The sequence below is a fragment of the Streptomyces nidicola genome, assembly GCF_050106155.1.
GTDB lineage: Bacteria > Actinomycetota > Actinomycetes > Streptomycetales > Streptomycetaceae > Streptomyces.
In genome coordinates, this window is record NZ_JBNBPI010000001.1 from 6,605,867 (window position 1) to 6,618,803 (window position 12,937).

11 protein-coding genes are annotated in these 12,937 nt (G+C 70.8%); 6 read left to right on the plus strand and 5 right to left on the minus strand.

The window, feature by feature from the left end; translation table 11 throughout:
- Window positions 1-103 precede the first annotated feature (103 nt).
- On the plus strand, window positions 104-3,643 hold the full coding sequence (dnaE, locus tag ACOKM3_RS29815) for a DNA polymerase III subunit alpha (protein ID WP_426904104.1): 3,540 nt from the start codon (window positions 104-106) through the stop codon (window positions 3,641-3,643).
- A gap of 81 nt (window positions 3,644-3,724) precedes the next feature.
- Here dnaE and ACOKM3_RS29820 read toward each other — a convergent pair whose 3' ends face one another.
- Entirely contained in the window at window positions 3,725-3,895 is a 171-nt protein-coding gene (locus ACOKM3_RS29820) for a hypothetical protein (RefSeq protein ID WP_266720614.1), read from the minus strand.
- Between the two features lie 279 nt (window positions 3,896-4,174).
- Here ACOKM3_RS29820 and ACOKM3_RS29825 point away from each other — a divergent pair, with 279 nt between their 5' ends.
- From ACOKM3_RS29825 to ACOKM3_RS29840, 4 genes are all read left to right on the plus strand, one after another.
- The gene (locus ACOKM3_RS29825) at window positions 4,175-5,431 is read left to right on the plus strand and encodes an NYN domain-containing protein (protein ID WP_426904105.1); all 1,257 of its coding nucleotides are present in this window, start codon (window positions 4,175-4,177) and stop codon (window positions 5,429-5,431) included.
- 130 nt (window positions 5,432-5,561) lie between these two features.
- On the plus strand, window positions 5,562-6,587 hold the full coding sequence (locus ACOKM3_RS29830; protein ID WP_426906928.1) for an ABC transporter ATP-binding protein: 1,026 nt from the start codon (window positions 5,562-5,564) through the stop codon (window positions 6,585-6,587).
- The gene (locus ACOKM3_RS29835) at window positions 6,584-7,420 is read left to right on the plus strand and encodes an ABC transporter permease (protein WP_426904106.1); all 837 of its coding nucleotides are present in this window, start codon (window positions 6,584-6,586) and stop codon (window positions 7,418-7,420) included. The genes ACOKM3_RS29830 and ACOKM3_RS29835 overlap by 4 nt, the downstream gene beginning before the upstream one ends.
- A gap of 34 nt (window positions 7,421-7,454) precedes the next feature.
- Window positions 7,455-8,135 carry a DUF2567 domain-containing protein gene (locus ACOKM3_RS29840; RefSeq protein ID WP_426904107.1) on the plus strand — a complete coding sequence of 227 codons (681 nt, stop codon included), beginning with the start codon at window positions 7,455-7,457 and terminating at the stop codon, window positions 8,133-8,135.
- A gap of 24 nt (window positions 8,136-8,159) precedes the next feature.
- On the opposite strand, the gene ACOKM3_RS29845 is transcribed toward ACOKM3_RS29840, so the two are convergent.
- Both ACOKM3_RS29845 and ACOKM3_RS29850 read right to left on the minus strand, forming a co-directional pair.
- Window positions 8,160-9,656, minus strand: coding sequence for a sialate:H+ symport family MFS transporter (locus ACOKM3_RS29845; protein WP_426904108.1), 1,497 nt, complete (start codon window positions 9,654-9,656; stop codon window positions 8,160-8,162).
- 42 nt (window positions 9,657-9,698) lie between these two features.
- Complete coding sequence (locus tag ACOKM3_RS29850; protein WP_426904109.1) at window positions 9,699-10,646, minus strand: dihydrodipicolinate synthase family protein; 948 nt, start codon at window positions 10,644-10,646, stop codon at window positions 9,699-9,701.
- Window positions 10,647-10,796: 150 nt separating this feature from the next.
- Between ACOKM3_RS29850 and ACOKM3_RS29855 the strand changes: the two genes are divergently transcribed.
- The gene (locus tag ACOKM3_RS29855; protein ID WP_426904110.1) at window positions 10,797-11,492 is read left to right on the plus strand and encodes a FadR/GntR family transcriptional regulator; all 696 of its coding nucleotides are present in this window, start codon (window positions 10,797-10,799) and stop codon (window positions 11,490-11,492) included.
- A gap of 119 nt (window positions 11,493-11,611) precedes the next feature.
- Here ACOKM3_RS29855 and ybaK read toward each other — a convergent pair whose 3' ends face one another.
- Window positions 11,612-12,115, minus strand: a complete 504-nt coding sequence (gene ybaK, locus ACOKM3_RS29860; protein ID WP_426904111.1) for a Cys-tRNA(Pro) deacylase — start codon at window positions 12,113-12,115, stop codon at window positions 11,612-11,614.
- Window positions 12,116-12,146: 31 nt separating this feature from the next.
- Entirely contained in the window at window positions 12,147-12,932 is a 786-nt protein-coding gene (locus tag ACOKM3_RS29865; protein ID WP_426904112.1) for an LON peptidase substrate-binding domain-containing protein, read from the minus strand.
- Window positions 12,933-12,937 lie beyond the last annotated feature (5 nt).

Genomic DNA, 12,937 nt, shown 5'->3' on the forward strand with positions numbered 1-12,937 from the left:
ACGACCGTACTCCGGAGTGCCCGCCGGTTGTCAGTGACCGGTCGTAGACTTCCAAGCTGTCCCCCAGACTGTCGCCCGGTGTTTTCCATTGGAGGCCCCCACCGTGTCCAAGCCGCCGTTCACGCACCTGCACGTGCACACTCAGTACTCGCTGCTGGACGGTGCGGCGCGGCTCAAGGACATGTTCAAGGCCGCCGGCGACATGGGCATGACGCACATCGCGATGTCCGACCACGGCAACCTGCACGGGGCGTACGACTTCTTCCACACCGCGGAGAAGGCGGGCATCACGCCGATCATCGGCATCGAGGCCTACGTCGCCCCGGAGTCCCGGCGCAACAAGCGGAAGGTCCAGTGGGGCCAGCCGCACCAGAAGCGCGACGACGTCTCCGGTTCCGGTGGTTACACCCACAAGACGATGTGGGCGGCGAACAGCACGGGGCTGCACAACCTCTTCAAGCTGTCCTCGGACGCGTACGCCGAGGGCTGGCTCCAGAAGTGGCCCCGCATGGACAAGGAGACGCTCTCCCAGTGGAGCGAGGGCATCATCGCCTCCACCGGCTGCCCCTCCGGTGAGCTGCAGACGCGCCTGCGTCTCGGCCAGTTCGACGAGGCGGTCAAGGCGGCGGCCGAGTACCAGGACATCTTCGGCAAGGACCGGTACTTCCTGGAGCTGATGGACCACGGCATCGACATCGAGCACCGGGTCCGCGAGGACCTCCTGCGGGTCGGCAAGAAGGTCGGCATCCCGCCGCTGGTGACGAACGACTCGCACTACACGTACGCGAACGAGGCGACGGCGCACGACGCGCTGCTGTGCATCCAGACCGGCAAGAACCTCTCCGACCCGGACCGCTTCCGGTTCAACGGCACGGGCTACTACCTGAAGTCGACGGACGAGATGTACGCCATCGACTCCTCGGACGCCTGGCAGGAGGGCTGCCGCAACACGCTGCTCGTGGCCGAGCAGATCGACACGACCGGCATGTTCGAGAAGCGCGACCTCATGCCGAAGTTCGACATCCCGGAAGGCTTCACGGAGGTCACCTGGTTCCAGGAGGAGGTCCGTCGCGGCATGGCCCGCCGCTACCCGGACGGCGTCCCGGACGACCGCCAGAAGCAGGTCGAGTACGAGATGGACATCATCATCCAGATGGGGTTCCCGGGATACTTCCTGGTCGTCGCCGACTTCATCATGTGGGCCAAGAACAACGGCATCGCGGTGGGTCCCGGCCGTGGTTCCGCGGCCGGTTCGATCGTCGCGTACGCCATGGGCATCACCGACCTCGACCCGATCACGCACGGCCTGATCTTCGAGCGCTTCCTCAACCCGGAGCGCGTCTCCATGCCCGATGTCGACATCGACTTCGACGAGCGCAGGCGCGTCGAAGTGATCAGGTACGTGACCGAGAAGTACGGCGCCGACAAGGTCGCCATGATCGGCACCTACGGCAAGATCAAGGCCAAGAACGCGATCAAGGACTCCGCGCGCGTGCTCGGCTACCCGTACGCGATGGGCGACCGCCTCACCAAGGCGATGCCCGCCGACGTCCTCGGCAAGGGCATCGACCTCTCCGGCATCACCGACCCCCAGCACCCGCGCTACAGCGAGGCCGGCGAGATCCGGGGGATGTACGAGAACGAGCCGGACGTCAAGAAGGTCATCGACACCGCCAAGGGCGTCGAGGGCCTGGTCCGGCAGATGGGTGTGCACGCGGCCGGCGTGATCATGTCCAGCGAGCCGATCGTCGACCACGCCCCGCTGTGGACCCGGCACACCGACGGCGTGACGATCACACAGTGGGACTACCCGCAGTGCGAGTCGCTCGGCCTCCTGAAGATGGACTTCCTGGGGCTTCGCAACCTCACCATCATGGACGACGCCGTGAAGATGGTGGAGGCCAACAAGGGCATCAAGCTGGAGATGCTCGACGTCCCGCTCGACGACCCGAAGACGTACGAACTGCTCTGCCGCGGTGACACGCTCGGTGTGTTCCAGTTCGACGGCGGCCCGATGCGCTCGCTGCTGCGCCAGATGCAGCCCGACAACTTCGAGGACATTTCCGCCGTCTCGGCCCTGTACCGGCCGGGCCCGATGGGCATGAACTCGCACATCAACTACGCGGAGCGCAAGAACGGCCGGCAGGAGATCACGCCGATCCACAAGGAGCTCGAAGAGCCCCTGAAGGAGACGCTGGGCCTGACCTACGGCCTGATCGTGTACCAGGAGCAGGTGCAGAAGGCCGCCCAGATCGTCGCGGGCTACTCGCTCGGCGAGGCCGACGTGCTGCGCCGCGTGATGGGCAAGAAGAAGCCCGAGGAACTGGCGAAGAACTTCGTCCTCTTCCAGGAGGGCGCGAAGAAGAAGGGCTTCTCCGACCAGGCGATCCAGGCCCTGTGGGACGTCCTGGTCCCGTTCGCGGGCTACGCGTTCAACAAGGCGCACTCCTCCGCGTACGGCCTGGTCACCTACTGGACCGCGTACCTGAAGGCGAACTACCCGGCCGAGTACATGGCCGCGCTGCTCACCTCGGTCAAGGACGACAAGGACAAGTCGGCCGTCTACCTCAACGAGTGCCGGCGCATGAAGATCAAGGTCCTCCCGCCGGATGTGAACGAGTCGGTGCACAACTTCGCCGCCCAGGGCGACGACGTGATCCTCTTCGGCCTGGAGGCGGTCCGCAACGTCGGGTCGAACGTGGTGGAGTCGATCGTCCGGGCCCGCAAGGCGAAGGGGAAGTTCACCTCGTTCCCCGACTACCTGGACAAGATCGAGGCCGCCGCCTGCAACAAGCGGACGACGGAATCGCTGATCAAGGCCGGTGCCTTCGATCAGATGGGACACACCCGCAAGGGGCTCACCGCCCAGTACGAGCCGATGATCGACAACGTCGTGGCGGTGAAGCGCAAGGAGGCCGAGGGACAGTTCGACCTCTTCGGCGGCATGGGCGAGGGGGAGAGCGACGAGCCGGGCTTCGGCCTCGACGTCGAGTTCTCCACCGACGAGTGGGACAAGACGTATCTGCTCGCCCAGGAGCGCGAGATGCTCGGCCTGTACGTCTCCGACCACCCGCTCTTCGGCCTGGAGCACGTGCTCTCCGACAAGGCGGACGCGGGCATCGGCCAGCTCACCGGCGGTGACTTCGGGGACGGCGCGGTCGTCACGGTCGGCGGCATCATCTCGGGCCTCCAGCGCAAGATGACCAAGCAGGGCAACGCCTGGGCGATCGCGACCGTCGAGGACCTCGCCGGTTCCATCGAGTGCATGTTCTTCCCGGCGACGTACCAGCTGGTGTCCACGCAGCTCGTCGAGGACGCCGTGGTGTTCGTGAAGGGCCGCCTCGACAAGCGGGAGGACGTGCCGCGCCTCGTCGCGATGGAGATGCAGGTCCCCGACCTGTCGAACGCGGGGACCAACGCGCCGGTGATCCTCACGATCCCGGCCCTGAAGGTGACCCCGCCGATGATCAGCCGGCTCGGCGAGATCCTCACCAACCACCGGGGCGACAGCGAGGTGCGGATCAAGCTCCAGGGGCCGCGCAAGACCACGGTGCTGCGGCTCGACCGGCACCGGGTGAAGCCCGATCCGGCGCTGTACGGCGACCTGAAGGTGCTGCTCGGCCCGTCCTGCCTGGCCGGCTGACCGCACGCGGACACGCGCGAGGGGCGCACCCGGACTTCCGGGTGCGCCCCTCGTTCTGTGCCAACTGCCTTGCGACGAGCCTCAGTTGTGGCCGAAGCGGCGCTCGCGGTGCTTGCGGGCCACGTCGCCCGGAGTCGCCTCCACGGCCGACTTGGCCTGGGCCTCCATGGCCGAGGACCGGGCCTGCTCGTCCGGCTGAGCGGCCTGGGCCGCCTTCTGCTGATGGCGGTTCTGCTTACGGTTCTTGGCCATGGTGATCTGCCTCCTGCGGGGGATCTAGGGGCCAGGGCCGGATTCAGATTCACACAGGCGGAGGAAGAACGCATTTCGGAGTATTACCGTTCGTAACGGGTGATCTTCGCAGGGCGCGCACCCCGGGTTCACGGCTTCCGCCACGCCGAAGATCCAGTTCGGGCCGTTAACCCCACCGCGGTCGGGCAGACTCGAAGGAAACCCGAAGCGAAGCCGCGGGAGCCGTCCCGTGGAGCGTGTCCGGACTGGTGGCAAGTCGGCGGAAAGAGGGTGGATCCCGTGGATCGTTGCATCGTTCTGGTGGATGCCGGATATCTGCTGGGGGCCGCGGCGAGCCTGCTCGCGGGCGAGCCGTCCCGCTCCCGGATTCATGTCGACCATGCCGCCCTCATCCAGGGACTGCGCGAGCGCGCCGAGGCGGAGACCGGGCGGGAACTGCTGCGCATCTACTGGTTCGACGGGGCGCCCGACCGGGTGCCGCAGCCCGAGCACCGGAGGCTGCGGGTGATGCCGCGGGTCACCGTCCGGCTCGGCGCGCTGACCCGGTCCGACGGGCGGTGGGCGCAGAAGGGCGTCGACGCGGCGATGCACGCGGAGCTGACGGAGCTGGCCCGCAATCGCGCCTGCTCGGACATTGTGCTCGTGACCGGGGACGGGGATCTGCTGCCCGGCATGATGGCCGCCAAGGAGCACGGCGTCGCCGTCCACCTGTGGGCGGTGCAGGCCGCCGACGGCGACTACAACCAGTCCGAGGACCTGGTCGCGGAGGCCGACGAGCGGCGGGTGCTCGACCGGGTCTGGATCACCAAGGCCGTACGCGCCAAGGAGCTCGGCGGGATCTGCGCCCCGCCGCCCGTGCCGCGCCCGGAGATCGCCGCGATCCTGTCCGCGCCGCTGCCCGAGTCGGCGCTCTCCTCCGCGGGGCGTCCCGTGGAGGAGGCCGGGGGCGCCGCGCCCGTGCAGCATGCGCCGGCCGGACACGGTGAGAACCGTGCGGGGGCTTCGCAGGCCTCGGAGGAGGAGCGGGCCGGCGGCGGCAAGGGCGTGCCCACGCCCAAGGACCTCGCCGCGTTGCGCGGGCCGGGAGCCGCGGCGCAGGTCGCGCAGCATCCCGCGAACGCGACGCTGCGGTGGTCGTCCGACAAGGGGTGGGTCGAGCGGCCCGGGGGCGGTGGGGAGCCGGCCGATGTGGCGTCCTTGCCCACGCTGGCGCAGCTCACCACGGCGGAGCAGCGGTGGGCCGACCGCGAGGAGGACATCACCGCGATCGGCGGGGATCCGTACGAGGTCGGGCAGGTGTTCGCGCGGCGGTGGCGGGAGCGGTTGGGGGAGCAGACGGAGTTGCAGAAGCTGGCGACCATGTATCCGCGGGTGCCGCACCGGATCGACGGTGAGTTGTTGCGGTACGCGGCGCGGTTCGGGCTGCTCGCGCACAAGGACGACCAGATCGACGAGCACGACCGCTATGCGATCCGGGCGGGGTTCTGGCGCGAGATCGACGTCCGAACAGCCGAACACGCGGCTGCGGCGGAGTAGGCGGGCGGGCCGGCGGGGCGGAGCCCCGTGGCGTAGGGGTGGGGGAGCCGGGTGTACGGCAGGCGTGGGAAATGTCCTGCCCCGCGTGCAATCGTGAACGCCGGACCCCGTAGGCTCCTTCCTCGTGAGTATGCGCACCGATGCCGTCGCCCCCAAGCGTCACGGGGGCGCTGTGGTGTGCGCGGTGCGGGGGCTCCACAAGACGTATCCCGCCTCGCGCGGGCGCCGTGGTGTGCCCGGTACCCCGGAGCTGCGGGCCACGGACGACGTACGACTCGACATCCGGCGCGGAGAGATCTTCGGGCTCCTCGGGCCGAACGGGGCCGGCAAGTCCACCCTCGTACGGCAGCTGACCGGGCTGATGCGCCCCGACGCGGGAAGCGTCGAGATCCTCGGCCACGACATCGTGCGGCACCCCGAGCGCGCCTCCCGGATCCTCGCCTACCTCGGGCAGGAGTCGACCGCGCTGGACGAGCTGACCGTCGCGCTGGCCGCCGAGACCACAGGGCGGCTGCGGGGGCTCCCGCTCAAGGACGCCCGGGCCGCGCGCGACGACGTACTCGACGAGCTGGGGCTCACCGCGCTCGCCTCGCGGCCGATCAAGAAGCTGTCCGGCGGGCAGCGGCGGCTCGCCTGTTTCGCGTCCGCGCTCGTCGGAGAGCGGCCGCTGCTCGTGCTCGACGAGCCGACCACCGGGATGGACCCCGTCGCCCGGCGCGCCGTCTGGGGCGCCGTCGACCGGCGGCGGGCCGAGCGCGGCACGACCGTACTCCTCGTCACCCACAACGTGATCGAGGCCGAGACCGTGCTCGACCGGGTGGCCGTGCTCGACCAGGGCCGGGTCATCGCCTGCGACACCCCCGCGGGCCTCAAGGAACGTGTCGCCGGCGAGGTGCGCGTGGAACTCGTGTGGCGCCAGGAGGCTCCGATGGAGCTCGACGAGGTGGCGCGGCTGCGCCCGCACGCCGTGGAATCGGGGCGGCGCTGGTCGCTGCGGCTGGAACCGGACGCGGCCCGCTCCGCCGTCGCCGCCGTCACCGGCGGCCCGGCCTTCGACTTCCTGGACGACTTCACGCTCGCGACGCCGAGCCTGGAGGACGTGTACCTGGCGCTCGGCGGGAGCCGCAGCGGTGTGAAGGGCCTGGTGAAGGCATGAGCGTCGTTCCCACCGCTCCCGCGGTCGCCTCCGAGCTCGCGCCCGCGCGCCCCGCGCCCGCGCCGGGCCCCGCCGAGGAGACGCTCGCGCCCCGCGCCCGCTTCCTGCCCGCGCTCGCCGCCGTCTATCGGGCGCAGCTCAGCCGGGCCCGCGTGGCCCGGATCCCGCTGCTGTTCGTGGCGACGTTCCAGAGCATCGGCATCATGATCCTGATGCGCGGCGTCGTCGACCAGGGCGGCCGTGAGGCGCAGGCCGTGGTGGCCGGGTCCGCGGTGCTCGTCGTCGCGTTCGTCGCGCTGAACCTGCTCGCCCAGTACTTCGGGCAGCTGCGGGCGGCCGGCGGGCTCGACCACTACGCGACACTGCCGGTGCCGCCCGCGTCCGTGGTGCTCGGCGCCGCGGGCGCGTACGCCTCGTTCACCGTGCCGGGGACCGTGGTCACCGCGGTCGTCGGCTGCCTGATGTTCCAGCTGCCGCTCGCCCACCTGTGGGTGCTCGTCGCGGTGATCCCGCTGGCGGGGGCGGCGCTCGCCGGCCTCGGGGCCGCGCTCGGCCTGCTCGCGCCCCGGCCCGAACTGGCCACGCTGCTCGGCCAGTTGGGCATGTCCGCGGCGCTGCTGCTCGGCGTGCTGCCGGCCGACCGGATGCCGGAGTGCGTGCAGTGGGCGCGGGACCTGCTCCCGTCGACGTACGGGGTCGAGGCCTTCGCGCGTACCTTCGCCGCGCACCCCGACTGGGGCGTGGTCCTGCTCGACCTGGGCGTCTGCGCGGCCGTCGGCGTCGCCTCGCTGGCCGTGGCGACGTGGGCCTACCGTCGGGCCGCCGTCCGGTGACGCGCCGCACAGCGACGCCTGGCACGATGGCAGTGTGACCGCACCGCTGACACCGCCACCCCATCAGCCCCCGCACAACAATGGGCACAGCGACCCCTGGCAGGCCCCCGACCCCATGACCGGACATCTGCCGCCCGCGCCCCCGGCCCCCCAGGAGGACGGCCCCGGGCTCCGGGCCGAACTGCGCGAGGCCGCCGTCGTGACGGTCGGCGTCGCGGTGGTGGGGCTCGCGCTCGGCGCGCTGTGGCTGTGGCTCGCGCCCCGGGTCCCGCTGGTCTCGGACGCCTCGGCGGTCTACCTCAAGGACACCGAGGGCGAGCAGGCCATCGGCATCGACGGAACGTTCACCCTGCTCGGGCTCGCGTTCGGCGTCGTCACCGGTGCGGCCGTCTTCCTGTGGCGCAGGCGCGGGGGCGTTCCACTGGTTGTGGGGTTGGCCCTGGGCAGCCTGCTCGGTGGCGTGCTGGCCTGGCGGTTCGGCGTGTGGCTCGGGCCGGCTCAGAACGTTGCCGCGCATGCGAAGGCCGTTGGCAAGGGGGTGGTGTTCGACGCGCCCCTGGAGTTGAACGCCAAGGGCGCGTTGTTGGCGTGGCCGTTGGCCGGGTTGGTGGTGCACCTGGGCCTTACCGGCCTCTTCGGGCCGCGGGACCCGGATCCGTATTTTGCGACGCCCTACGGGGTGCAGGGGGACGGTGGGGCTTCGCCCACCACCTGAGCGGGCGGCTTGCCGTGTGGCTGTTCAATGCTGCCGGGTGCTGTCTGAGTGTGGTTTGCGCAGTTCCCCGCGCCCCTGATGGGGCGCCCCCTCCTCGGCCAGATAATCGCTCGGTCCCTCCTTGTCCACCAAGCGGCTGAGCCGCGCCGGGACGTTGAAGCCGATCAGGATGATCACCAGCAGCGTGAGGGCGGACGTCAGGATCGCCAGGGATTGACCCAGCGACATGCCCGAGGCCAGTCGCGCGCCGAGGACAGGGGCGACCGCGCCGCCCAGCGCGCCCACGTTGTACGTAAAGCCGAGGGACGCAGCGCGGGTCTCGGTCGGGAAGTGGCCCGCGATGTACTTGGGGAGCAGGCCCGAGATGCCCTGCATGCACGCGAGCATGGAGAACAGCAGGATGCCGAGCCCCACCGGGCTGTCGTGGACCGCGAACACCGGGAAGACGAAGGCGAGGCCGACGATCAGCGTCACCGCGTACGCGCGCCGCGTCCCGAACCGGTCGCCGATGAAGCCCGCCACGACGCAGCCGACCGCCGTGCCGAAGCCCGCCCAGAAGAGGGCGTCGGTGACCTCGGAGGGGGAGTAGCCCAGCTCGGTCTTCAGGTACGTCGGCAGCAGCGCCTGCACCGGCCAGCTGTACAGGAACGCGCAGAACACGGTCACCGTCAGCGCCACGTACAGCAGCCAGCGCTTTCGGCCGCCCAGCTGCACCGTGAAGGCCAGCAGACAGGCCGCCGCCACCACGGACAGGATCGGCACCGCGCCCCCGCCGAGCGGCGTGAACACCGCGAACAGTGCGCCCGTCGCCACGACCACCAGCACCGTGTTGACCGTCGCGAGGCGGCGCGTGGCGAACAGCGGGCGGAACGGGTTCGGCCGCTGACCGGCGTCCGCCACCTGCTCCTGCCACTCCTCCGCCTCGGGCAGCGCCCGCCGCACCCACAGGGCGATCGCCACGGGGAAGAGGCCGATGTAGAACAGCCAGCGCCACCCGTGGTCCGGGACCACGAGCTCGTACACCTCGGCCGCGAGGACGCCGCCGAGCGAGAAGCCGGAGATCAGGAAGCCCGACGCGCGGTTGCGCAGCTTCGCGGGCCAGCTCTCCAGGACGTACGTGGCGCTCGCGCTGTACTCGCCCGCCATGCCCATGCCGATCAGCAGGCGCGCGGTGAACAGGCTCGTGTAGTCCCACGCGAAACCGCAGGCGAACGTGCCGAACGAATAGAGCACGATCGAGACGACCATCGCCGCCTTGCGGCCGAAGCGGTCGCCGAGCGCGCCGAGGACCGCGCCGCCCAGCCAGCGCGTGATGAACGCGCCGGAGACCAGGCTCGCCTGCTCGACCCCCGACAGGCCGAAGTCGTGACCGATCTCGGTCAGTACGAGGGTGATCAGGACGAAGTCGAAGCCGTCGAGGAAGTAGCCGATCCAGGCGGCGAAGAAGGACTTCCACCGGGCGGGGCCGATGTCGGAGTACCAGCGGCCGGAGGCGGCCGCGGGGGTGGTGCCAGGAGTCATCGTCGAATCCAGGGTGCGACAGGTGAGGCGGGAAGGGGAGGGTCAGGCGGGCAGGAGACCGGCCTCGACCAGGTGGCGGCGGACGTACGCGAACTCGGCCTCGCCGAGCGGGATCTGCGGCGCGGCCGTGGCGGGGCAGTCGATGACGCCCTGGAGGTGGACGGCGGCCTTGAACGCGCCGAGCGCCGAGGACGAGCCGCCCATGACGGCCGGGTCGCCGGCGTCCGTGATCGCGAACAGCGCGGCGAGCCGGTTCTGCTCGGTGCGGGCCGCGTCCCAGTCGCCGGCGCGGGCGGCTTCGTAGAGCCGGACGTAGCCGTGCGCGTCGACGTTGCCGAGACCGGGGACGACGCCGTCGACGCCCGCGAGGAGGGCGCCGTCCACGGTCAGTTCGGCGCCCGTGAACACCGAGAACGTGGGGACCGCGGCGCGCAGCGGGGCGAGCAGGCGACGCAGGGAGCCCTCGTCGCCGCTGGAGTCCTTGAGGCCCGCGAGGGTGCCGTCGGCGGCCAGTTCGAGGATCGTGTCGCGGCCGAGCTTGCTGTGCACCGCGACCGGGATGTCGTACGCGAACAGGGGCAGGTCCGCTCCGGAGCGGATGCGGCGGAAGTGGTTCGCGATCTCGGCGGGGTGCGTGCGGGTGTAGAACGGCGCCGTCGCCACGAGCGCGTCGGCGCCCGCCTTCACGGCGTCCTGGGCCCGCTCCAGGACCCGGGCCGTCGTCGTCTCGATGACGCCGGCGAGGACCGGGACCCGGCCCCCGGCCGCGTCGACGGCGGCCTCCAGGGCGGTGCGGCGCTGGGCGTCCGTGAGGTAGGCGGTCTCGCCGCTGGAGCCCAGCACGAAGAGGCCGTGCACCCCGGCGCCGATGAGATGCTCGGCGAGCCGCCGCACCGACGCGACGTCCACCTCGCCCTCGGCGGTGAGCGGGGTGACCAGCGGCGGAACGACGCCCTGGAAAGGGGCGGGGAGCGGGGCTCGGAGAGTCATGGCGGTGGTCTCCAGGGTTAACTGATGGTGTACGGAGATGGGACGTAGGATGTCCTACGTCCTGGAGGTGACAGTGCTCCACCGTCGAGCACACTGTCAAGGGTTCGAAGAATCCGGCAGAGCACGGGAAAGATCACAGGAGGGGCCTGGATGCGAGCGCTGGTCGCGGACGACGCGCAGCAGAAGATCAAGGAATTCATCGTCGAGGGCGGTCTCGGCCCCGGCGATCCGCTGCCGACCGAGACCGAGCTGATGGAGCGGTTCTCGGTCAGCCGCAACTCACTGCGTGAGGCCCTGAAGTCGCTCCAGGCCAAGCACATCGTGGAGATCCGGCGCGGCTTCGGGACGTACGTCGGGTCGATGTCCCTGGAGCCGCTGATCGACGGGCTCGCCTTCCGCACCGTCGTCGGGCACCGCAGGGGCGAGGACAGCCTGCTCGAACTGCTGCAGATGCGGGAGGCGCTGGAGGCGGGCCTGATGAGCAGCCTCGTGGGCCGGCTCGGCGCGGCGGAGCTCGACGTGCTCGACGGGCTCGTACGGCGGATGCACGAGGAGGTCGCCGGCGGCGGGGCGATCGACGCCGCGACCGACCGGGAGTTCCATCTCGCGCTGTACGGACCGCTGGCGAACCGGCTGCTCAGCGAGTTGCTCGACGCGTTCTGGAGCGCCTTTCACCAGTCGCGGGCACAGGACATCGGGCGCGCCCCGGAGGACGCGGACGGCGCGGAGCTGGCCCGGATGCACGGCCGGATCGTCGACGCCGTGCGGGCCCGGGACGCGGAGGCCGCGGAGGCCGCCGTGCATTCGCACTTCGACGACATCCGCGGCCGGTTGAGCAAACGGTGAGCGTCAGGCGGGCCGGTGCCCGTGGTTGGCCTTGCCCTTCTTGATCCGCCACTTGCGCTTGCGCGTCTTCTTCGACATGTCCTGGGTGTCTAGTCGAAGCGGCGGGGTACGTCGAGGGGTCACGCACGTCCGACTGGGGCGAGCACGGCATCCGTGAGCGCCGCCAAGTCCCTTGCCGCCAGCTCGACTTCGAGCCCGCGGCGCCCCGCCGAGACGCAGATCGTGTCGTGCTTCTCCGCGGAGGAGTCGATGACCGTACGCAGCTTCTTGCGCTGCCCGAGCGGCGAGATGCCCCCGCGTACGTACCCGGTCGTGCGCTCGGCGAGCGCCGGGTCGGCCATGGTGGCGCGCTTGCCGCCGACCGCCGCCGCGAGCGCCTTCAGGTCGAGCTGTCCCGCCACCGGCACGACGCCGACGACGAGCGCGCCGTCCACGTCCGCGACGAGCGTCTTGAACACCCGGTCGGGGGACACGCCCATCGCCTCCGCGGCCTCCTCGCCGTACGAGGCGTGCGCGGGGTCGTGCTCGTAGGAGTGGACCGTGAAGGGGGTCCCCGCGGTCGTCAGGGCGACGGTCGCGGGCGTTCCCCCGGTCTGGTTCTGCTTCTTGGCCTTCTTCGCCAATGTGCCGATTCCCTCGGTGAGTTGAGTGACGTCAGTTGAGGCTGGTCGACTGCCGGGTCAGCTCCGTCGCAGGCAGCGACGGCAGGTGGCGGATGATCGCCGTCTCCGCGCGCAGCAGTGTCAGCTCCTCGCGCAGCCGGGACACCACGTCCTCGGCCTCCAGCAGATGCTGCTTCGTCGGTACGTCGAGGACCGCGGCCGCCGCGACCAGATACGACACCACCGACGGCTCGTCCGGCAGCTCCGCGCCCGTCGTCAGCGAGCGCTCACGGGCACCCGCGAGACGCTTCTGGTACGAGCGGAACGCGCGCAGCACGCCCTCCGCGAGGGCGCCCGCCTCCTCGCCGTCCTCCTCGGGCAGCTCCTCCACCTCGGCCGTCAGATACGGGCCCGAGGCGTCGACCGAGTGCAGCTTCACCCGGCGCGTGCCCGTGGCCAGCACCTCGTAGCTGCCGTCCGCGCGCTCCCTGATCGTCGCGGCGTCCGCGATGCAGCCGACGGCGTGGAAGGACGTGATGGGGTCGTCGCCGAAGCCCGCGGCCGGGCCCGCGCCCGCCTCCTTCGTGGTCACCTCGTCGGGCATGCCGGACGCGCTGGGCGCGACCTCGTGGCCGTCGCGGATCGCGACGACCACGAACTGGCGGGGCTCGTCGGAGGTGGACGGTTCGGTGTCGGGCTCCGACGGATCGTCGGGCGACGCCTTCAACAGGTCGCGCATCATGGCGCGATAGCGCTCCTCGAACACGTTCAGCGGGAGCACGAGTCCCGGGAACAGCACCGAGTTGAGCGGGAACAGCGGAAGTCGGACGGTGGTCACGTCGG

Coding starts and splice junctions, on each gene's coding strand:
- ACOKM3_RS29820 (WP_266720614.1), bottom strand. CDS start 3,895: ATGGCCAAGAACCGTAAGCAGAACCGCCATCAGCAGAAGGCGGCCCAG.
- ACOKM3_RS29830 (WP_426906928.1), top strand. CDS start 5,562: ATGCGCACCGATGCCGTCGCCCCCAAGCGTCACGGGGGCGCTGTGGTG.
- ACOKM3_RS29835 (WP_426904106.1), top strand. CDS start 6,584: ATGAGCGTCGTTCCCACCGCTCCCGCGGTCGCCTCCGAGCTCGCGCCC.
- ACOKM3_RS29845 (WP_426904108.1), bottom strand. CDS start 9,656: ATGACTCCTGGCACCACCCCCGCGGCCGCCTCCGGCCGCTGGTACTCC.
- ACOKM3_RS29850 (WP_426904109.1), bottom strand. CDS start 10,646: ATGACTCTCCGAGCCCCGCTCCCCGCCCCTTTCCAGGGCGTCGTTCCG.
- ACOKM3_RS29855 (WP_426904110.1), top strand. CDS start 10,797: ATGCGAGCGCTGGTCGCGGACGACGCGCAGCAGAAGATCAAGGAATTC.